This window comes from Streptomyces sp. NPDC001604 (assembly GCF_042893475.1).
In the GTDB taxonomy this organism is placed as follows: domain Bacteria; phylum Actinomycetota; class Actinomycetes; order Streptomycetales; family Streptomycetaceae; genus Streptomyces.
Map to the genome: position 1 here is coordinate 209387 of NZ_JBIAUY010000001.1, position 20150 is coordinate 229536.

Consider the following 20150-nt stretch of genomic DNA (forward strand, 5'->3'; position numbering starts at 1 on the left):
TGCACGTCCAGTCGCGCCCGCACGTCCAGCGGCGCCCGCACGTCCAACAGCCGCCACGTCCAACTGCCTACGGACGTGTCCCCGTCCCGATGAATCCGTCTCGCAAAGGAACTCCCGCATGCCTTCACAAGCCGGACTCCCCCGCAGAACCGTCCTGACGGCCCTCGGCGCCGCCTCGCTGGCCGGGACCTTCGCCGCTGCCGCTCCGGCCCGGGCCGCCGAGCGCTCCGGCGCGGCCACGGACGCCGCCGCCTCGGAACTCCCCGCCGCGGCCGCGCACTGGAGCTTCGACGAGGGCTCCGGCACCACCGCCGCCGACGCCACCGGCAACGGTCACGCCGCGACCCTCCAAGGTGCGGCCGGCTGGGACACCGGCAAGGTCGGCGCCCACAGCCTGAGTCTCACGGCCGGCGGCAACGCTGCGGCCCCCGGGCCGGCCCTCGACACCTCCAAGGCGTTCTCGGTGGCCGCCTGGGTCAACCTCAGCCAGCTGGGCGGCTACCAGACCGCCGTGAGCATCGACGGCAAGGTCGTCAGCGCCTTCTACCTCGGGCTGCGCGACGACACCGGCACCTTCGCCTTCGCCCGGCTCGCCTCGGACGCCACCCAGGGCGCCGCCGTGGCGGCCGCCGCCTCGGCCCCCACCACCGGCACCTGGACCCACCTGGTCGGCGTCAGCGACCCCTCCGCCGGCGTCACCCGCCTCTACGTCAACGGTGTGCTGGAGGGCCAGGCCGACTACACCGCGGGCTGGGCCGGCACCGGCGACACCGCGATCGGCCGGGCGCTCTACGGCGGCGGACAGGTCGACCAGTGGCACGGCCTGATCGACGACGTGTGGATGTTCCCGACCGCCCTCACCTCCGACCAGGTCGCGACGCTGGCCGGGGTACCGGTGGAGACCACGACCCCGCTGCTGAGCGTCGATGTCGCCCACCCCGCACACGCCGTGTCCCCCATCCTCCCCGGCCTGATGTTCGAGGACATCAACCACTCCGGCGAAGGCGGCATCTACGCCGAACTGGTGCAGAACCGCTCGATGATGGCCAGCGACACCGCGCCCGTGCACTGGTCCGCCGTCGGCGGCACGACCCTCGCGCTCGACACCACCACGCCCCTCAACGACGTACTCACGCGTTCCCTCAAGGTCGTACTGCCGAGCGGTACGGGAGCCGGCAGCCGGGCCGGAGTCGCCAACGACGGTTTCTGGGGCATACCCGTACGCCCCCGAACCACCTACACGGCCCGGCTCTTCGCCAAGGCATCGCGCCGAATCGGTCCCCTCACGGTGGCCATCGAGTCGGCGGACGGCGCAACGGTGTACGCGTCCGCTCGTGTGCCCCACATCGGCACCGCGTTCCCCGACCGCCCCTTCGAGCTGACCCTGCGCACCGGTTCGGGCGCGCCCGTGACCGGCGACGCGAGGCTGACCGTCACCACGGCCGACCCCACCGCCGCGGGCGAGACGCTGTGGCTGCAGCACGTCTCCCTCTTCCCGCCGACCTACAACAACCGCCCCAACGGCCTGCGTATCGACCTGATGGAGAAGCTGGTCGCCCTGAAGCCGAAGTTCCTGCGCTTCCCCGGCGGCAACTTCCTGGAGGGCAACACGATCGCGACCCGCTTCAACTGGAAGAACACCATCGGCCCGGTCTGGGAGCGCCCCGGCCACATGGACGACGCCTGGGGCTACTGGTCCACGGACGGCCTCGGTCTCCTCGAATACCTCGAATGGGTCGAGGACCTGCACGCCCAGCCGGTCCTGGCCGTCTTCGCCGGCTACGCGCTGAAGGGCGAACACGTCACCGGCGACGCGCTCAAGCCGTACATCCAGGACGCCCTCGACGAGATCGAGTACATCACCGGCCCCGTGACCAGCACCTGGGGCGCGAAGCGCGCGGCCGACGGCCACCCGAAGCCGTTCCCGCTGGAGTTCGTGGAGATCGGCAACGAGGACTGGTTCGACTCCTCGGGCTCCTACGACGCCCGGTTCACGGCCTTCCACGACGCGATCAAGGCGAAGTACCCGCACCTGAAGCTGATCGCCACGACGACGGTGACGAGCCGCACGCCGGACCTGATCGACGAGCACTACTACCTTGCGCCGTCCGCCGCCCAGTCGGCCACCCACAAGTACGACAACCGGGACCGCGCTTCGACGAAGGTCTTCGTCGGGGAATGGGCCGCGCAGGAGGGCCGACCCACCCCCGACCTCAACGCCGCGCTCGGCGACGCCGCATGGCTGGCCGGCCTGATCCGCAACTCGGACCAGGTCCTGATGGAGTGTTACGCCCCGCTGTTCTCCCACGTGAAGAACAACGTGTGGGCGACCAACCTGATCGCCTACGACAACCTCACCAGCTACGTCTCACCCAGCTACTGGGCCCAGCACATGCTGACGAGCAAGCTGGGCAACAAGGTGCTCCCGGCCACCGCACGAGCGCTGCCCGCCGTCGCCACCGTCGCCACCCGCGCCGGGAACCGTCTCTACCTCGCGGTGGTCAACTCCGGTACGGAGAAGGTGGATGTGCCGGTCGAACTGAAGGGTTTGCAGAAGGGCGTCAGGAAAACTGCCAAGGCAACCGTCCTGACGGGTCCTTCACGCACCACGACCAACACCCTGACGTCCCCCAACACCCTCGTCCCCACCACCAGCACGGTCACGGGCGCCGCGGCGACCTTCACGAGCACCGTGCCGCCGCTCTCCGTGACGGTCCTGGAACTGACCCTGACCTGATACCGCGCGGACGTCTTACGCGTATGCCGGTCAGCGCCCCGGCCACCCCTGCAGCACGCGGGTGCCCGGGGCGCAGCTCTCGCTGAGTTCGTCGAATGCGGCCGCGGGCAGCCTCCGGGCGGACCCGCGACGGCTGTGGTCGAGCAGTTCGGATGCGGCGAGCAGCCACTCCGGCAAAGGGGCGACGCCGATGAAGTCGGCGAGACGGGTCAGCTCTTCGTCAGTACGGTCCAGGAGGTTCTCGTACGAGAGCGTGCTGCGCTGCTCGGCCGGCAACTCACCGAGGAACCGCGTGCCCTCGGTGACGAGCTCCGACCACAGGGCGCCGAACGTCCGCAGAGGGATGTCCCGGTCGCGTACGAGGGCCGGATCGAAGCGCTCGTCGAGCAGCGGAGCCAGATCCGCGGGCAGCGCACGCACCAGCTCGGGCGTCAGGTCACCCAGACTGTCGACGCGGGCTTGTGCCTTGATCTCGCGCAGCAGTGAGATCGTGCGGTATCCGGGATGGCGGCTCATGGACAGGGCGCAGTCGGGTCCGTCCCGGAACATGTGCACGAACCTCGCGTCCGGAAACGCGCCCCGCAGCCCTGGCGCCCAGCCGGTCGAGTACCCGGACCTCTCCACGACCGCAGTCCGCCCGAACCGCGCACACAGCAGACCGAACAGTGCCCGATGGTGCTCGGCGGCCCCGCGTTCGGGCCAGCGAACCACCGCCGCACCGAGTTCGTCGAGAAGCCCGTCCGGGTCGTCCGTGAGATGGGGCAACACCATGAGGGAGAGCGCCGGGATCCCGGTGGTCTCCGCCGCATACCGCCCGGGCCGACGCGTATAGAGAAACTCCGGCAACGGCAGCCCACTGCGAATCATCCGCTCGAAGTGCGGGGCAGGCCGGAAGAGGGCCTGCCAGAACTCCTCGCCACTCAACTCCCCGTCGGGAAAGGCGGCATCACCCACCGAGGCCATGAACTCGTTGAGGCTCAGTACGTCCGGGTGAGCATTGAGGATGCGCGACAACACGGTCGATCCGCTGCGTCCGGTACCGATGACGAAGGTCAGGGAGCGCATGGTCACCTTCCGCATGGCCGCCGATCCTCGGGGGCCGTTCACGTGTGTGCGTGCCGTCCAACTCGGTAACGGGGCCACCTTAGGGGGCGGCAGGGTGTCTGCCCGCCAGGACAGCGTTGAGGCACTTGTGCCCGTACCTGCCGCCCGCACCCTCGACGACTCACTGATCCACGCTTACCCTGAGTAGTCCGAGGATTTCGATGAGCAAGCCTACGGGGGCGGCGCGGATAGCGGGCAACGGCTGGATCGAACGGATCGTCGCTGAGTTCGGATCCGAGTGCAGGCAGATCCTCGGGTACGTAGCGGAGGACGAGGCAGCGATCCGGCGGCCTGTGGAGAACCTTCTACTAGCCGCGGCCACCCAACTGGGCCTTGAGCTGCATCTCCATCCCGAGGCCAGACGCCCCGACCTCGGAATCCGCCCGGATCTCGCAGTCCGCGTCGGACAAGGCCGGCAACGGATCGTCGGTTACGTCGAACTGAAGAGCCCGAGCAAGGCCGACATCAGCCCCGGAGCGCTGCGCGGGAACGACCGCAAGCAGTGGGAGGGCATGTCCAAGTTACCCAATTTGATCTACACGAACGGGCAGAGCTGGACGCTCTACCGGCTGGGCCAGCAGCACGGAGAGACCGTGCATTTGACGGGCGATCTGTATCGCGCCGGTTCACGCCTCCAGGCTGCCGGGACATCATCCGCCGCGTTTGAGTGGCTACTTCGGGAGTTCCTGAGCTGGCATCCCGAACCGCTCTGCTTCATAAGGCAGTTGGTGGGGTCGGTGGCACCGCTCTATGGATTACTGAGGGCCAGGTCGTTGACCGTCTGGAGGATGAGGCACGGGGTCCTGCGGGGCGTCGCGAGCGGCCGTTCACCGAATTAGCCAAGACCTGGGAGAATGTCCTGTTCCCAAGGACCGACGCCGCTCAGCGCCGAGCGAGCCGCATGCCCTGAACCCGTACGCATCGCACGCTGGAGCTTCGACCGCCAGTGGTTGATCCCCTGCGGCCGTGTCATCGACCGTCCCCGGCCAGAACTCTGGCACTGCCAACGTGACGATCAGTTATTCATCGTCGAGCAGGACACGCAGCCCATCTCTACAGGGCCGGCTCTGGTGTTCAGCGCACTCATGCCAGACATGCACTACTTCAACAACAACGGATGCCGCGTCCTGCCACTGAAACATGCAGACGGCTTATCGAACACCGCGCCTGGCCTCTTGGAGCACCTCGCCAATTCCTTTGGGATGCCAGCGGTGGCCGTGGAGGATCTCGCCGCCTACATAGCCGGAATCACCGCCCATCCGGCCTTCACCGAAACTTTCGCGGAAGACCTCAACTCCCTTGGTGTGCGACTGCCCCTCGCTGCGGACCGCAGCCTCTGGCATGAAGGCGTCCGGCTCGGCCGCCGCATCCTGTGGGCATCCACCTTCGGCGACCGATACTCCGATGCCGCGGACGGTCGGCCGCCAGGCCCCTTCGGGATTAGGCGAGCGGCCCAGCCCAGGATCACCTACAAGACTCGCATCTCACCAACTCCGTTACCCGACTTTCTATAGTACGACGAGCAACGCCAAGCCCTGATCATCGGCACCGGCATATTACTGGGGTCAGCTCCCGCATGAGGAACTGCGAAGTCGGGCACCGCAAAGTGCTCGACCCTTGGTTCGCCGCCCGGAGCAGCAAGCCGACCGGCCGCATCGGCAGCCCTCTGGACCTCATGCGCAGCGAACGATGGCGTCCCGAGTGGAGCACTGAACTGGTCGACATCCTGAGCGTGTTACACCATCTGACAAGCCTCGAAGCAGAGCAGACGGGCCTCCTCCACCAGGTGCTCGCCGGCCCGCTCATCAACGTGGCGGAACTGGCCCGGAGAGGCGTCTTGGAGCCGCCTTCTCACGCCGCCTCGCCCCGGCCCGCCGCCCCTGCCGAGGAGGCGCTGCCCGGCATGGCCGACATCGATGGTCAGGAGGCCTCGCCTGTGCGCCCTCTTCAGCTTGCTTCAGACGAGACGACGAAAACCGTAACGCTTCACGCGCACACAACCCGAACCCAGGCGCAAAGCCACAGCGATGAGTGAAAAAGGAGCAGACTCCCACGTCGTCCAGGCTCCGAGAACTCGCAACGTAGGCCAGGGCTTCGGCGTAGTCGTGTGACGCCCTGAAGGCCAAGTTCCCCAAAGCCGCAGCGCACTTGGACGCCCCCCCCACGCGACGTCCTGGCATTCACCGCCTCAACCCGCAGGAACGGCTGAACAAGGAGATCCGCCACCGCACCGACGTGGTCGGCATCTTCCCCGACCCACCGCCTTGATCCGCCTCGTTGGCGCGGTGCTGGCCGACCAGAACGACGAATGGACCGAGGGCCGCCGCTACACGGGCATCGAGCTCCTGGCCAAGGCTCGCCTCCACCCGATCGAGTCAGAAACCGACGAGTCCGTCCTCCCGGCGGAACTCACCGCATAGCCTCAAAACGAGATCACCAAGTGGCCGTCGATACACCACATCGGCGGATGTGCCCCCTGGAGAACCCTGACCCGGCAGAGCTGCCCGACTGACGAGAAGCCCACCCCGCCCCGCTCAACCGACCCTGTGACCAAGACCCCTCCGGGTGCCGTGGAGCTTCCGGGTCATAGCTAGACCGTCTGACCTTGCTTGCACTTAACTTGATCACTAGCAGGACCGCTAAGATGTCGCAGAACGCAGACGAGAGGGAAGATCCAATGAGCATTTCAGATGATTCGACAGCGGAGAGCCCACTGCTGGGGGTCTCCGGCTCATTCGGATCTGCAGAGATTGAATTTGCGCGACGTTTCGATGACCTGCATCAATTGATTTACCGACAGGGCGGCGTCCGCCCTACTAATGCTGCAGTTGAAGAAGTAGCCAAACTCATCTTCCTTCGCCTTTGGTGGCTTAAAAAGCCCGACACGTCACTGCCGTCAGGATTTACCCTCGACACTCTCTTCTCACCCCACAAAAACGGCCAGCGACTGGTTGAGAGCTTCAAGCAAGCATTCAAGCTTGCTTTGGACGCGGATGAGTTGTCCGCCCTCACTCCCAGCGGCGTCAAAGAATCTCTATGGCCCGTAGACGAGCCATTTCGTCTGAGCAATCCGGATGTACTAGATTCAGCAGTGAAGCTGGTCTCAGACCTGATTCAGGATCACACACCAGCTGTTTCAGATCCTCTAGGCACAGCATTCGATGCGCTACTTAGCGGCCGTTACGACCACAGCGGCGGTTTGGGAACCTATCTTACACCCAGCAGTGTCGCACGAATGATGGCAGAGATCGCCTTCGATCTCCTAGAGGAACCGTGCTTCGACACGCCCGAAAATCTACTTTTGGGTGACCCCTTCTGCGGAACTGGACGATTCCTCGTTGCAGCAGCTGAAATCCTAAAGGAAATTGGGACGCCGGAAGCAGCGAAAGCCATATCGACGGGATTGTTCGGGTCCGACCAATCAACTTCTTCTGTGGCCAAGGCCCGAATCAACATGATGCTTTATGGCGTTGAGCATCCTCTTGTATGGACCACTCCTGACTCCATCGTCGACAAAGATCTGTCAAAGCTGCACGGGAAAATTCAAATTATCCTCACCAACCCTCCTTTCGGCGAGGGTAAGTATGACAGTCTGGCAGGCATCTCCCAAACTGCATACGTCATCCCGCGGGTAACAGGTAAGAAAAAGATCGACCCTGCACTAGCAGGCCTCGTGCAATCACTCCTGCTACTGAAGCCGGGCGGGGTCCTTGGTATCGTCCTGCCTGACGGGGTTATCGAGTCTCGTGCGTTCGATGATCTGACATCTGGACGAAACGGAATCCTTGGGGGAGACATTTCTGTAGCAGCAAACATCAGTCTCCCGACAGCGACTTTCTCTCTAAGTGGCACCGTTGCAAAGACAAGCGCAATTTTCCTTAAGAAGGAAAGTAGGCGTACACAGGTCGCACTGGCTCGCGTCCAACATGTCGGCTATCTTCGCCAGGCTGGAAAGGCGGCAAGGGACCCGCACGGAAACGATCTCCCTCGCATTCCGAAGCTGATGCGCAGCGGCCTATCAGCCGCTGGCAACGCACCGGTATTCATTGAAAGCCAGGAGCCACTAGTTGCTATCGCGCAACCAGGAGCGTTGCAGTCCTTCGACCCCTCGCGCGTAGACCCGGCAGCCTTCCAGGCGCGAGCCTCCATCAAGGAGCGCGGAGGCATGGAGCTCCAAGCTCTAATGCAGGAGGTACGCGCCCGCCGTTCGCGGCTTCTCCCCAATGTTCCCTTCATCTCCGTGCTTCACATCGACGATCTGGGAACTATCGCATGGCATGAAGCCGAGAGGTACCAGCCGACTACTCCGGGAATCCTTGCATCTGGTGGGGATCTGATTATTTCCCTGCTCAATCCTTCAAAACTACGAGCCTCGATCATCCCCGAAGAATTGAAGACTGTACAGGTATCCGCCGAGTTTGGAGTCTTCAAGCCCCATCAGCATCCCTATGCAATTCTGGGACTGCTGTACTCCGAGAGCGTTAAAGCGCAACTGCGCCCGCTGGGTCGAGGAACGTCCAGCTCTCGCAGGCGGATTAACGAAGCGGATGTACTTTCTCTCATCGTCCCCATGCTGGACGAACAGGAAATGTCGCTGTTGGATGCAAAGGTGAAGGAATCCCTGGAGTCTATTAGCCGGGCCCGCGCCACGCTGAGCAGCGAATTTGGAAATATCGGAGCGAGCTAGACCCACGTGGAGTTACCCACCCTATAAGGGCTGTCCCGCAAAGATCTCGGCTCCGAGTACGGGGCAGCCTGAAGACCCTCAGCCGGCGGTTCGTGAGGTGTTCAGGGACCGGGCGAAGTCGGCGAGTGTGCGGAAGTCGTTCTCCCGTAGGCCGATCCGCGGGTTGACGTGGTGGAGAAGCCCGGGCCCATGGTGGTGGGCGGTCACGTAGGTCTGATCCAGCTCGCTCTGCTCGTCGTCCACCCAGGCGAAGGGACGGCCGCCTGCGTAGTCCACCAGCGGTCTGGTCTTCCAGTGGACTCCATCAGGGCGCTCTTGTAGGAGGACGTCGCCGCGTAAGGGTTGAGCGGCCCGTCCACGTCAAGGAACAGCAGCGGTCGGTTCACGGTCTCCCCCGGTCTTGCGCACTGTGGACTGCGCTGATCAGCGTAACTGTGGGATGGTCTCGGCATTGGGCTGCCTGAGTGATGATCATGATGTGGCGAGTGTGATCACGGCATCGGAGCCGGCCTGGATTACCCCCGTTTGCGGGGCTGAGGCCGCGCTGTTTCGGCAAGCTGCTGACCACGCTGCGGCGCGGTGGAGCCGATGGGCTCCACCGAGGTCGGCCGTGGAGCCTGCCGCTGGAGGACCGGGTGTTACTAGTCACGGCCTACTGGCGCAACAATCTGACGTTGCGGCAGCTCGCTCTGTTGTTCGGCGTCTCGAAGTCGACGGCCGGCCGAGTCATCAACCACCTCGGTCCCCTGCTCGCGCTCCGGCCCCGCAAGCGGTTCGCCAAGGACACCGTGCTCATCGTGGACGGCACCCTGGTGCCCACCCGCGACCACACGATCGCCGAGCGGTCGAAGAACTACCGGTACTCCACCAACCACCAGGTCGTCATCGACGCCGACACCAGGCTGGTCGTCGTGGTCGGCCGGCCGCTCGCCGGGAACCGCAACGACTGCAAGGCATGGGAGGAATCCGGCGCCAAGGCCGCCGTCGGCCGCACCCTCACCATCGCCGACGGCGGCTACCCGGGCACCGGACTCGTCATCCCGCACCGCCGAGAGCGCGGCCAGACCGAACTGCCGGCCTGGGAAGAGGAACACACCAAGTCCCACAAGCAGGTCCGAGCCCGCGTCGAGCACGCCTTCGCCCGCATGAAGACCTGGAAAATCCTCCGCGGCCGCCTCAAAGGCGACGGCGTCCACCACGCCATGCTCGGCATCGCCTGGATGCACAACCTCGCCCTCACCGGATCGGCAAAACAGGCCGAACAGCGGCCCAGCATGCCCGAGGCAACCAGGAGATCATTTGCGGGACAGCCCTTAGCCACTTGCGAACGTACTGGGTGGGCAACTGTGCTTACTCCTGGCCGGACGACGACCCCATATCCGCCTTAAGGGCCTCTTCGACTGCCTCGATCTCATCCTCAGCGAAGACAGATGCGAAGAGTTGCGGGACCATTGCTACATCCGCAACAACATCGGAGGTTTCCGTTAGCCTTGTGGCCCGACTTGGCTGGCGTTCGTATTCCATGGCGACGGTCCTTCCCCTATTTCCCAGAACCTTGGGTGGAAGTTCTTTATGCCATTCGAGCTTATGCTGGCCGTCCGGCCTCACATGCAGGCGAGCATCAAATACCAAGACATCTCGAAAGTCCAGGTTGCCCAGCATATTAACCACCAGATCATCGTCATGCCCTACTGGCGGATGAAGCTGGAAATTGCAGGTACTACCCCTACGACTCTCAACGAATTTAAGGATCAGCGACCGCCAGCTTTCGTCTTCCTGACCGTCAATACACCAAGCCCTTATCCTGATCGGCGCACCTACAGATTTTCCACTTGCAGTAAAAGGCCTGTCTACAAGCACATAGAATAGATAGGGGGAGTTCAGATACTTCCTCCAACGCTCCTCCCTTCCTTTTTTTATCTGCACTGCGTCGTCCGCCACCGAACCGAGATTATGATTCCATCTCGGCCTGTCCACCCCGGAAATATTCGCTGCACTCTTAACCTCGCTGCCATCAGTCAAATCGTCCCCCTTTCCCCGAAAGCCTTGCCCCGGTTCCTGGAGAACGATAGAAGCAACAAACTGAGCTATATATCCTGTATCAACCTGAGCGGTCTGGCCAGTCAATGCTGCCCATTTCTGCAGCGTTAGATGCTGGTTAGCGAAAAAGTCAATGAAAAGTTCTTCCAGGAGCTTCTTTCGCTGGTCATGCGTGAGTTTCCTGAGAAGCTCTCTCCTCTTCGTAATTCCTTGTGCGATAGCAGCAGCAGTCTCATTTTTCACTAGTGCTCCAACCTCAGCTCACACGGATAGCACACGGGCGAAGCTGGCAACCAACGCCGTACAGCCAGAAGTTCGCTGTGGACCATGAGCGGACGAGCGCCACTCTAACTGCCTGTCGAAGGCTAGTGACCTGGATGAACGAACTGAGTCCCAACAGCCTCCGGAGCCGTGCGCGCTGGCTCGAGTCGCAGGCATCCAGTCCTCGGGACCTTCCGGAAAACCGGGTCAGAGCTTCAGCGGCAGACGAGTCGGGCTGTACGCCGGGTTCTGTTCCGAGGGGTTCTCACGAACCCCCCGGCGACGGCCATCCATCTAGGACCGGTGTTGCCACCGGCCTCGTGCGGTCTACCCGGGGGCTTGGGCGGGCAGCCCTCGAACGCCTCCGCAGGAGCGCCGGGGCGCTCCCTTTTGACCTTGCTCCGGGTGGGGTTTACCTAGCTGCCCAGGTCACCCTGGGCACTGGTGGTCTCTTACACCGCCGTTTCACCCTTACCCAGCACCTGAGTGCTGGGCGGTTTGTTTTCTGTGGCACTGTCCCGCGGGTCACCCCGGGTGGCCGTTAGCCACCACCCTGCCCTGTGGAGCCCGGACGTTCCTCGGGGAGCCCCTCAAGGGGACTCCACGCGGCCGTCCGCCCGGCTCGTCTGCCGTGTGGACCATGCTACCGGGCGTCCGCCCTTCGCCGGACCGGAGGCCGCCGTCGCCAGGACCGAGCCCGCCAGGATGAGGGTGAAGGCGATCGCTATGCCGAGAGTGAAGGGCTCGTCCAGGAAGAGCGCTCCTGCTGCTACCGCTACCGCCGGGTTGACGTACGTGAACACCGTCGCCCGGGTCGGGCCCACCTCCTTGATCAGTTCCAGGAAGCCCACGAATGCGAGTGCCGTGCAGATTGCTCCCAGGCCGATCAGGGCTGTCAGGACCGAGGCGGAGGGGATGGACGACGGCCAGGTCGCCGCCGCCGGCGTTGCGTAGACGACCGCCGCCAGTGCCAGGCACGGTGCCGTCAGTTGCAGGGTCGGGACGTCCTTCAGCCAGCGTGCCGCGATCAGCGGTGCCGTCGCGTAACCCAGCACCGTCAGCATGACCTCCCCCAACGAGCGCGCGTCGCCGCCGGTCAGGTGCGGGACGGTCAGGACGGCTACGCCCGCCAGGCCCAGGCCGAGGCCCGTCATCCGCCGTAGCCCCAGCCTCTCCGTGTCGCCGAAGAAACGCGCCAGCACCACGCCCACGATCGGCACGCCTGCGATCAGCAGGCCCGCCGTCGAGCTCGACAGGTGGCGTTCCGCGTCCGTGAGCGTGAACCACGGGCCGATGATCTCTATGCACGCGAAGGCCAGCATCGGCAGCCAGTGGGTGCGGACCGTGCGGATCAGGCCGCCCTGTCGTATCGCGAAGGGGAGCAGGAGGAGTGCGCCGATGGCGCAGCGCGTGAAGACCACCATCGCTGGGGAAAGCGGGGCGTCCACCGCCACCTTGATCATCAGGTAGGGGATGCCCCAGACCACTCCCATCAGGGAGAACAGGAACCAGCCGCGTGCAGTCATGAAGACAGAATCGGCCCGGGCCCTACCTGGCGTCTTGAACGCTGTTGCGGTACGCCGCCGGGGTCACCCCCAGCACCCGGCGGAACCAGCGCGTCAGGTGGGCCTGGTCCGCGAAGCCGACCAGGGTGGCCACCTCGGCCGGGCGCAGGCCCGACTCCAGCAGCGTGCGCGCCCGGCTCACCCGGTGCTGGGCCAGCCAGGCGTACGGCGGTATCCCCATCGTCGTACGGAAGGCTCTGAGGAGTTGGTAGCGGGACAAGTCCAGTTCCGCCGCGAGGTCGGCCAGGGACGGGGGGTCCAGGAGTTCGTCGGCCAGGCGGTCGCGGACTACTAGAGCGATGTGGTCGGCGCCCGGCACCGCGTCCGGGGCCGAGCGGGCCGTGGAGTGGCGGCGGGCCAGGGCCGTCAGCAGCCATGGGAGGCGGGATTCCGTCTCCAACGGGTCCGGGCAGGCACTGAGTTCGGTGTGGGCAACGCGGAGTGCGGTGACCAGCTCGGGGTCGTCGATCACTGGTTCGCGGAAGTGCGGGAGGTTGCCGAGGGTGCCGTCGGCGAGGAGGGCGGGGTCGGCGTACAGGGCGCGGTAGGCGTAGCCGTCGGTGGTGGTGTCGGGGCCGCCGGTGTGCATCTCGCCGGGGTCGAGGACGATGATCGAGCCGGGGCCGGTGCGGATGTGGCCGCCGCGGTAGTCGATGACCTCGGAGCCGCCGACGCAGACGCCGATGGTGTACTCGGCGTGCGCGTGCGGGGCGTAGACGTGCCGCTGGAAACGGGCGGTGAGCAGGTCGAGGGGCGGGCCGCAGCGGCCTAGGCGCGCGCGGGTCCACAGTGCCTGCTCGCTCACCGTGCGCCCCCATCATTCGGTCGACGTCCTACGTCTCCGTCGTCGTACGGGGTGCAACAAACTCCGGGCCTGTTCCATGCCCCGGCACCGCACAGGGCGTTATGGATCCATCCGCTCCAGTACGTCGAAGACCGCCTCAATGCGTGTGCGGTGGTCCGCGATCAGTTCGGCCGCCGGTTCTCCGGCGAGCAGGCGGCGGGCGGTGGTGACGTAGACCGAGCGGTAGGCGGCGACGGTCAGGGCCGCGAGCAGGTGCGGGTCGGCGACGGATGCTTCCGCCAGCGCCTCTGTCAGGGCCGTCTCCACCTCCTCCAGGCCTTCACGGGCGCGGGCCCGCAGGCTGGGCGACTCCATGACGACTCGCCAGTAGGTCGGGAAGCGGTCGTTGACCCCGGCCAGCGGGTGGCCCTGGTCGAGGAGGCCGAGTGCCAGGCGGCGCAGGGCGGCCAGCGGGGTCTCGCCGGGGCGGCGGTCGCGGACGGCGCCGGCGAAGGTCGCTGCGGCCTCGGGGATGCGGTCGAGGTAGAGGTCCTCCTTGCGCGGAAAGTAGTTGAAGACGGTCATGGTGGACACGTCCGCGGCCCGGGCGACCTCCGCCACGGTCACCGCGTCGAAGCCGCGCTCCTGGAACAGTCCCGTCGCGATGTCGGAGATCCGCTGCCGGGTCTCCCTCTTCTTGCGTTCGCGCAGCGGCAGCTCCGTGCCCATGCGTTCGTCTTCAACTGGCATGCAAAAATTATAGCGAACAAAAAGTTTTAGTGACTACACTCTGGCTCATGAACAAGACCATGGACATGAAGACGACGTACGACGTCGTGGTGGCCGGTGCCGGGCCCGTAGGCCTGCTGCTCGGCTGTGAGCTGCGGCTGGGCGGGGCCCGGGTGCTCGTCGTGGAGCGGCTGGCCGAGGTGGACGAGACGATCAAGGCGGGGGCGATCAACCTGCCGTCCGCCGAGGCGCTGTACCGCCGCGGGTTACTGCCCGCGCTGGCCGCGGTGCAGGAGGAGGCGATGAAAGGCTTCCGGAAGTTCCGGCGGGCGCGGGGCGAGGACGAGGATGCACCGCCGCCACCTCGGTTCGCCGGGCACTTCGCCGGGATCTGGCTGCACGGCGAGCTGCTGGACGAGAGCGACCCCGACTTCGGCGGAGCGGGCCCCGCCGAGCGGGTCGGTTTCGTCCCGCAGGCCACGCTGGAGCGGATCCTTGCCGGGCAGGCCGAGGAGCTCGGGGTGGAGGTGCGTCGGGGGGTCGAGCTGACCGGGTTCGAGATGTACGACGACCAGGTGGTCGTCGGCGTGGTCGACGCCGCGACGGGCTCGGCGGAGGAGATCCGCGCCGGCTGGCTGGTCGGCTGTGACGGCGGGCGCAGCCGGGTGCGCAAGCTGGCCGGGTTCGACTTTCCCGGGACGGACCCGGAGATCACCGGATATCAGGCGCTGGTGGAGATGACCGGCGCGGAGGGGCTGAAGACCGGGTGGAACACGACGGACGTGGGGACGTACGTGCACGGGCCGATGCCGGGGCGGATCCTCACCGTCGAGTTCGACGGGCCCCCGGCCGACCGTGAAGCACCCATCACCGCACGGGAGTTGGAGGGCAGCCTGCGCCGGGTGACCGGGGTGGAGGTCACTGTGACCGCGGTGCACTCGGCGACCCGGTTCACCGACAACTGCCGTCAGGCGAGCAGCTATCGCAAGGGGCGCGTGCTGCTTGCGGGCGATGCGGCGCATGTGCACTCGCCGTTCGGCGGGCAGGGGCTGAACCTCGGCATCGGGGACGCGATGAACCTGGGCTGGAAGCTCGCGGCAGTGGTGCGGGGGCGGGCGCCCGAGGGACTGCTCGACTCGTACACCGCCGAACGGCATCCGATCGGCGCCTGGGTGCTCGACTGGACGCGGGCCCAGATCGCCCTGATGCGGCCCGAGTCGCATGCGCGGGCCCTGCGCGACGTGATCACCGAGCTGTCGCGGACGGTCACCGGCACCACGTTCTTCGCCAAGAAGATCTCCGGCGTCTGGCAGCGCTACGACCTGCCCGGCGACCACCCGCTCGTCGGCCGCAGCGCCCCCGACCTGGAACTCTCCGACGGCACCCGCCTCGCCGACCACCTGCACACCGGGCACGCCCTGCTACTGGACCTCGCCGACGACCCCAAGCTCCGCGCCCGCGCCGAGGGATACGGCGACCGGGTGGACGTCCGCACCGTCACATGCGCCGACCGGCCAGGGCTCGCCGGGCTCCTGGTGCGCCCGGACGGTTTCGTCGCCTGGGCGGCGGACGAGGACGACGAGGGCGGGGAGGCGCTGGACCGGGCACTGGAGCTCTGGTTCGGTGCTGCTGCCGGAGCGTGACCCTGCCGCCGAATGCGGCGGCTCCGGACGTCGATCATGTACTCGACTCGGCCTGCGCGTGCGGGGCGTGGGCGCACCTCTTCAACCCCCTTGCGCCTTACTGAGGTTGGAACGCCTTCAGGCCCCGTTTCCACGCCGCGGCCAGATCCGCGTCGTCCGGAAACCTGCCGTGGATCTCCAGGATCACCATCCCGTGGGCGAACGCCCACACGGAACGTGCCATGTCCAGATCGCCACCGCAGGCCCGCATCAGCGGCAGCGCGGCCCGGTCCTCCAGACCGGTGGGGAGGGCGGCGCGGGGCAGGGGGCGTTCGGTGGCGAGGCAGTAGAGGTGGGGGTGGGCGAGCGCATACGTGCGGTACGCCTCCGCCAGTGCGGGGAGTGAGCCGGGCTCATGCTTCCCCGCGGACTCCATGGCCGCCGCCGACTCCTCCAGCATCTGCGCGATCAGCTCGACCTCCACGGCGTGCTTGTCGGGGAAGTGCTTGTAGAGGGACGGGGCCTTGATGCCGAGGCGGTCGGCGAGGGCCCGCAGGGTGAGCGCGGCCGGCCCGGACTCCTCCAGGAGGATCCTGGCCTCCGTCGCGATCTCGCGGGCGCGAGGGGTGAGGCGGTCAGCCACGCTGGAAGCCCTCCTTGGTGCGCAGTCCGTAGCCGAAGGCGCGATCGTACGAGATGTGGGCGAGCCAGCCGCACAGGGCCGCGAAGGCGGGGGCCCAGCTGACCGGCCCGACTGCGTAGGCAACGAGCAGCGCCAGCGGGACCAGGGCCCGGTGCATCGCGTTGTAGTACGGCACCGCGCGCGGGGCCAACTGCCCCTTTGCCATCCTGGGCGCCTCGTCCAGGGCGACCAGGAAGGTCAGGTCCGGCAGGACGAGGAAGGCGAGGGCGAGGGAGCCGGCGAGCCAGCCGTGGTTGACGGCTTCCAGCACCGCGAAGGCGGACCAGAACAGGGCGTTCGCGAGCCAGGCCGTGCGTCGGGCGAGAGGGAGGACCGAGCGGTGCGTGGTGGTCGTGACCGTGTTCATGGCTGCCTCCGGGCGGGGAGCGAGTGGCTAACACCGTTAGCCTGATACCCGTGACGGTATGGCTAACGGCGTTAGCCGTCAAGGGGGTGCCCGATGTACGACGGCCGGCCGCCGCTTGACCCTGCCGCGACGTCAGCCTCTGTGCTGGCTCCATGTGGATCGGAGAACCCGCCGCGACCGTCGGCGTCACCACGCGGACGGACGTGGCCGCCGCGGTAGTCGATGACCTCCAAGCCGCCGACACAGACGCCGATGCTGTACTCGGCGGGCGCGTGCGGGGCGTAGACGTGCCGCTGGAAGCGGGCAGCCCGCAGCGGCCGAGACGTGGGCGACTCAGAGAAAGTCCGTGGTTTCCAGGTCGAAGGCGAAGGGGGCGGGGAGGGTGAGCGGCTTGCCGAGGGGACGAGTGCACTGCTCGCGGTAGTCGTCCTTCTCGGGGTCGCTGAACAGCGTGATCGAGGAGGCGTCCCGGTCGACGAGCAAGTGGAGAGGGATCCCCCCACGGGCGTAGCAGCGCCGCTTGGCCTCTCGGTCGGCCTTCGGCTTGGTCGAGGTCACCTCCAGGACCATGGTGACGCCCTCGCAGGGCATCCAGGAGTCGGCGCCCCGGTAAAGCCGCAGCTTCCTGGGGGCGAACGTGCCGTCCGGGATCACGTGGTCCTTCGGGCAGCCTCCCCCGCCCTGCAGCTTCAGCCCCTTGTTGCCGGAGAACTGCATGTCGGTCCGGGACCGCCTGTACACCTGGTTCACAATCAGCTCGATGTAGTCCTCGTGGTCCCCGTCCGGCGGCGGCGTCACAACGATCTCCCCCTCGATCAACTCGGCCCGGAAACCCTCCGGTGTGTCCAGGGCGAGAAAGCCCTCCAGCAGGACCTCTTCCTGCGTGAGCGGCTCGTGGGCCATGGCAGTCATGTCACGCCCCTCCTTCGGTCGCTCGCCAGACTGGGACATCGGAAGATCTCCTGTCCGAGAGATCGGGAACCGTTCCCTCGATCGTGGCACACGATCGCCATGGTCGTCAGGAGCCGACCCGCCCGTCCGCTTGCCCCTGTCGCGACGTCAGCCTCTCCACTGACCCCATGCGGATCGGGGAACCCGCCGCCCCCGTCGGCATCCGCCTCGTCCGCTCCCACGTCGACGATGCCGACACCCTCGTAGAGGCCCTCGTACGGGCGATCACGCAGGCGTGAAGCGCACCTTCGCCGATGCCGGATCGGCCTGGGTGAGGCGTACCCGCAGCCGCTCCCCCAGCGGCAGGTGCTCGCCCTCGATGCGGCCGATGACCGCCGGGGACTCCAACTGGACGGTGCCGACGCCCGGTTGACGCTCCTCCACGTCCACCACGCAGCCGTCGAACACCTCACCCACCCGGCCCGCCAGCAGCGCCGCCTCCACGATGTCGACGCACTCGCGCTCGATCGTGCCCGCGCGGCGGCTGCCGTCGGCCATCTGGTGCGGCAGCGCATCCAGGGCTGCCAGTACCCAGTCGGGCGGCGGCTCACCCGCCGCGGCCGCGAGGCAGAGCTCGGAGGCGTACCGGTCCGCCAATCGCCGTAGCGGTGCCGTGCAGTGGGCGTACGGGGCGGCCACGGCGGCGTGTGTGGTGATGGGCGGGAGGGCGCCGTCCCGGAAGACGGTGTAGCCGGCGCCGCGCAGCAGTGTCGTGCACTCCTGGAGGAAGGCCGCGTGGTGCGGGCGGTGCGGGTCGAGGGAGCGGATGAGCTGGGCGTACGAGACGTGGTGCGGCCAGTCGATGTGCAGGGCGTGCGCGGTACGGCGCAGACGGCCGACGGCGCCGTCAGGGGCGGCGGGCAGGGTGCGCAGGATGCCGGTGCCCGCCGCCAGCATGAGATCTGCCGCCGCCATCCCGGTCAGCAGGGAGATCTGGGCGTTCCAGCCGTCGGCCGGGAGTGGGGCGCGGTAGCTGAGCTCGTAGGCGTGGTCGCGCTCGACTATCTCCTGTTCAGGGACGTTGAGCGAGATCCCGCCCCGTTCCACCTCCAGCCGCTCCCGCGCCTCCCCGATCTCCTTGAGCAGCGCCAGCGGCTCCTCCGCCGTCTTGTCGTCGATCTGCTTCTGTACGGCGGCGTAGTCCAGCCTGGCGCTGCTGCGGACGAGGGCGCGGCGGACGTCGACGGCGAGGGTACGGGCGTCCGCGTCGAGATCGATCGTCCACAGGGCGGCCGGGCGGACCTGGCCGGGCAGCAGACTCGCGGCGCCCTCGCTGAGCAGCGCCGGGTGCAGCGGGATCCGCTCGTCCGGGAAGTACAGGGTGGTCACCCGCCGGTGGGTCTCCGCGTCCAGCGCCGACCCGGGTACGACGAATGCGGCCACGTCCGCGATGGCGTACCGCACCCGGTATCCGGTGCCCTGCCGGGACAGGTGCATCGCCTGGTCGAGGTCGGTGGAGGCGGGCGGGTCGATGGTGAACAGGGGGATGTCCGTGGCGTCGTACGAAGGGACCGCGGGGGTCTTCGCCGCCCGCTCGGCCTCTGCCAGCGCCTCCGGCGGATAGCTCTCGGGGACGCCGAGTTCGGTGCGCAGCGCGGTGAGGGCGGCCCGGAGGGGGGCTTCGGGGGCGCCGGTCACTCGGATGTGGCGGCGGGGCATACAGCCGAGGGTAAGCACAGCGGGGCCCGTACGCTGTCCGGGAGCTCAAACAGAAGGAGACCTTCCGTGCTTGTCCTGCTGCCTCCCTCCGAAGGCAAGGCGTCCTCCGGCCGTGGCGCCCCGCTGAAGACGGAGTCGCTGTCGCTGCCGGGGCTCACGCCCGCCCGCGAGGCCGTACTCGGCGAACTGGTCGAGCTGTGCGCCGGGGACGAGGAGAAGGCGCGCGAGGTGCTCGGGCTGAGCGAGGGGCTGCGGGGCGAGATCGCGAAGAACGCCGAGCTGCGGACCGCCGGGGCGCGGCCCGCCGGGGAGATCTACACGGGTGTGCTGTACGACGCCCTCGACCTGGCCTCCCTGGACGCCGCCGCCAAGAAGCGCGCCACCCGCTCCCTGCTCGTCTTCTCCGGTCTGTGGGGTGCGGTGCGCGTCAACGACCGCATCCCCTCCTACCGCTGCTCGATGGGCGTGAAGCTGCCGGGGATCGGGGCGCTGGGCGCGTACTGGCGGACGCCGATGGCGGCCGTGCTGCCCGAGGCCGCCGGGGACGGGCTGGTGCTGGACCTGCGGTCCTCTGCGTACGCGGCCGCGTGGAAGCCTAAGGGCGAGGTCGCCGGGCGGACGGCGAGCGTACGGGTGCTGCACGCGCCCACGCGGAAGGTGGTCAGCCACTTCAACAAGGCGACCAAGGGGCGGATCGTACGGAGCCTGCTGACGGCGGGCGCGGCGCCCAAGGGCCCGGCGGAGCTTGTGGAGACGCTGCGCGAGCTCGGTTATGTGGTGGAGGTGGAACCTCCGACGGGGGCCGGGAAGGCGTGGATGCTGGACGTGTTGGTGGACGAGATCCACTGACTCACCCCTCGATCCGCTGACCCACCCCGATCCACTGACCAACCCCCTCGATCCACCAGCCCTTCCCTCTTGCGTTGCAGCATGCGCAATGACCTTTGCGCATGCTGCATGAC

General features: G+C 67.0%; 15 protein-coding genes, 1 other RNA gene and 5 pseudogenes. 9 read left to right on the forward strand and 12 right to left on the reverse strand.

Going from position 1 to position 20150, the window contains the following annotated elements; translation table 11 throughout:
- Positions 1–118: 118 nt before the first annotated feature.
- Positions 119–2737: a LamG-like jellyroll fold domain-containing protein gene (locus tag ACFY1E_RS00975; RefSeq protein ID WP_389069855.1), complete on the forward strand. Its 2619-nt coding sequence runs from the start codon at positions 119–121 to the stop codon at positions 2735–2737.
- Positions 2738–2767: 30 nt separating this feature from the next.
- Here ACFY1E_RS00975 and ACFY1E_RS00980 read toward each other — a convergent pair whose 3' ends face one another.
- Positions 2768–3817, reverse strand: coding sequence for a sulfotransferase (locus tag ACFY1E_RS00980; protein ID WP_389069857.1), 1050 nt, complete (start codon positions 3815–3817; stop codon positions 2768–2770).
- Between the two features lie 185 nt (positions 3818–4002).
- Between ACFY1E_RS00980 and ACFY1E_RS00985 the strand changes: the two genes are divergently transcribed.
- The 5 genes and pseudogenes from ACFY1E_RS00985 (at position 4003) to ACFY1E_RS01005 (ending at position 8528) form a co-directional block, all read left to right on the forward strand.
- The gene (locus ACFY1E_RS00985) at positions 4003–4680 is read left to right on the forward strand and encodes a hypothetical protein (protein WP_389069859.1); all 678 of its coding nucleotides are present in this window, start codon (positions 4003–4005) and stop codon (positions 4678–4680) included.
- Positions 4681–4695: 15 nt separating this feature from the next.
- Entirely contained in the window at positions 4696–5355 is a 660-nt protein-coding gene (locus tag ACFY1E_RS00990; RefSeq protein ID WP_389069861.1) for a type ISP restriction/modification enzyme, read from the forward strand.
- A 62-nt stretch (positions 5356–5417) separates the two neighbouring features.
- Positions 5418–5876 carry a hypothetical protein gene (locus tag ACFY1E_RS00995; RefSeq protein ID WP_389069864.1) on the forward strand — a complete coding sequence of 153 codons (459 nt, stop codon included), beginning with the start codon at positions 5418–5420 and terminating at the stop codon, positions 5874–5876.
- Positions 5877–5950: 74 nt separating this feature from the next.
- Positions 5951–6261, forward strand: a pseudogene (locus ACFY1E_RS01000) (transposase); the annotation flags it as partial.
- A 257-nt stretch (positions 6262–6518) separates the two neighbouring features.
- Positions 6519–8528 (forward strand): class I SAM-dependent DNA methyltransferase, encoded by a 2010-nt coding sequence (locus ACFY1E_RS01005; protein ID WP_389069866.1) that lies wholly within the window; start codon positions 6519–6521, stop codon positions 8526–8528.
- Positions 8529–8606: 78 nt separating this feature from the next.
- On the opposite strand, the pseudogene ACFY1E_RS01010 reads toward ACFY1E_RS01005, so the two are convergent.
- Positions 8607–8861, reverse strand: a pseudogene (locus ACFY1E_RS01010) (hypothetical protein); the annotation flags it as partial.
- Between the two features lie 145 nt (positions 8862–9006).
- Between ACFY1E_RS01010 and ACFY1E_RS01015 the strand changes: the two are divergent.
- Positions 9007–9772: pseudogene (locus ACFY1E_RS01015) on the forward strand (transposase); the annotation flags it as partial.
- A gap of 106 nt (positions 9773–9878) precedes the next feature.
- Here the strand turns inward: ACFY1E_RS01015 and ACFY1E_RS01020 are convergent.
- From ACFY1E_RS01020 to ACFY1E_RS01040, 5 genes and pseudogenes are all read right to left on the reverse strand, one after another.
- Entirely contained in the window at positions 9879–10811 is a 933-nt protein-coding gene (locus tag ACFY1E_RS01020; protein ID WP_389069869.1) for a MamI family restriction endonuclease, read from the reverse strand.
- A 240-nt stretch (positions 10812–11051) separates the two neighbouring features.
- Positions 11052–11454, reverse strand: an RNA gene (gene rnpB, locus ACFY1E_RS01025) — RNase P RNA component class A.
- A gap of 118 nt (positions 11455–11572) precedes the next feature.
- A pseudogene (locus ACFY1E_RS01030) lies at positions 11573–12355 on the reverse strand (DMT family transporter); the annotation flags it as partial.
- 22 nt (positions 12356–12377) lie between these two features.
- Positions 12378–13199 (reverse strand): helix-turn-helix domain-containing protein, encoded by an 822-nt coding sequence (locus ACFY1E_RS01035; protein WP_389069871.1) that lies wholly within the window; start codon positions 13197–13199, stop codon positions 12378–12380.
- A 99-nt stretch (positions 13200–13298) separates the two neighbouring features.
- A complete protein-coding gene (locus ACFY1E_RS01040; RefSeq protein WP_389069874.1) occupies positions 13299–13928 on the reverse strand; it encodes a TetR/AcrR family transcriptional regulator in 630 nt (209 codons plus the stop codon).
- 47 nt (positions 13929–13975) lie between these two features.
- Between ACFY1E_RS01040 and ACFY1E_RS01045 the strand changes: the two genes are divergently transcribed.
- Positions 13976–15550 carry an FAD-dependent monooxygenase gene (locus ACFY1E_RS01045; RefSeq protein WP_389069876.1) on the forward strand — a complete coding sequence of 525 codons (1575 nt, stop codon included), beginning with the start codon at positions 13976–13978 and terminating at the stop codon, positions 15548–15550.
- 97 nt (positions 15551–15647) lie between these two features.
- Here ACFY1E_RS01045 and ACFY1E_RS01050 read toward each other — a convergent pair whose 3' ends face one another.
- The 5 genes and pseudogenes from ACFY1E_RS01050 to ACFY1E_RS01070 all read right to left on the reverse strand — a co-directional run bounded on the left by ACFY1E_RS01050 (position 15648) and on the right by ACFY1E_RS01070 (position 19188).
- A complete protein-coding gene (locus ACFY1E_RS01050; RefSeq protein WP_389069879.1) occupies positions 15648–16172 on the reverse strand; it encodes a TetR/AcrR family transcriptional regulator in 525 nt (174 codons plus the stop codon).
- Positions 16165–16578, reverse strand: a complete 414-nt coding sequence (locus ACFY1E_RS01055; protein WP_389069881.1) for a DUF4260 family protein — start codon at positions 16576–16578, stop codon at positions 16165–16167. Before ACFY1E_RS01055 ends, ACFY1E_RS01050 begins: the two co-directional genes overlap by 8 nt.
- A 197-nt stretch (positions 16579–16775) precedes the next feature.
- A pseudogene (locus tag ACFY1E_RS01060) lies at positions 16776–16892 on the reverse strand (AraC family ligand binding domain-containing protein); the annotation flags it as partial.
- A 19-nt stretch (positions 16893–16911) separates the two neighbouring features.
- A complete protein-coding gene (locus ACFY1E_RS01065; protein ID WP_389069884.1) occupies positions 16912–17490 on the reverse strand; it encodes a Uma2 family endonuclease in 579 nt (192 codons plus the stop codon).
- Between the two features lie 264 nt (positions 17491–17754).
- On the reverse strand, positions 17755–19188 hold the full coding sequence (locus ACFY1E_RS01070) for an RNB domain-containing ribonuclease (protein WP_389069886.1): 1434 nt from the start codon (positions 19186–19188) through the stop codon (positions 17755–17757).
- 66 nt (positions 19189–19254) lie between these two features.
- Here ACFY1E_RS01070 and yaaA point away from each other — a divergent pair, with 66 nt between their 5' ends.
- On the forward strand, positions 19255–20037 hold the full coding sequence (gene yaaA, locus ACFY1E_RS01075; RefSeq protein ID WP_389069888.1) for a peroxide stress protein YaaA: 783 nt from the start codon (positions 19255–19257) through the stop codon (positions 20035–20037).
- Positions 20038–20150: the final 113 nt, after the last annotated feature.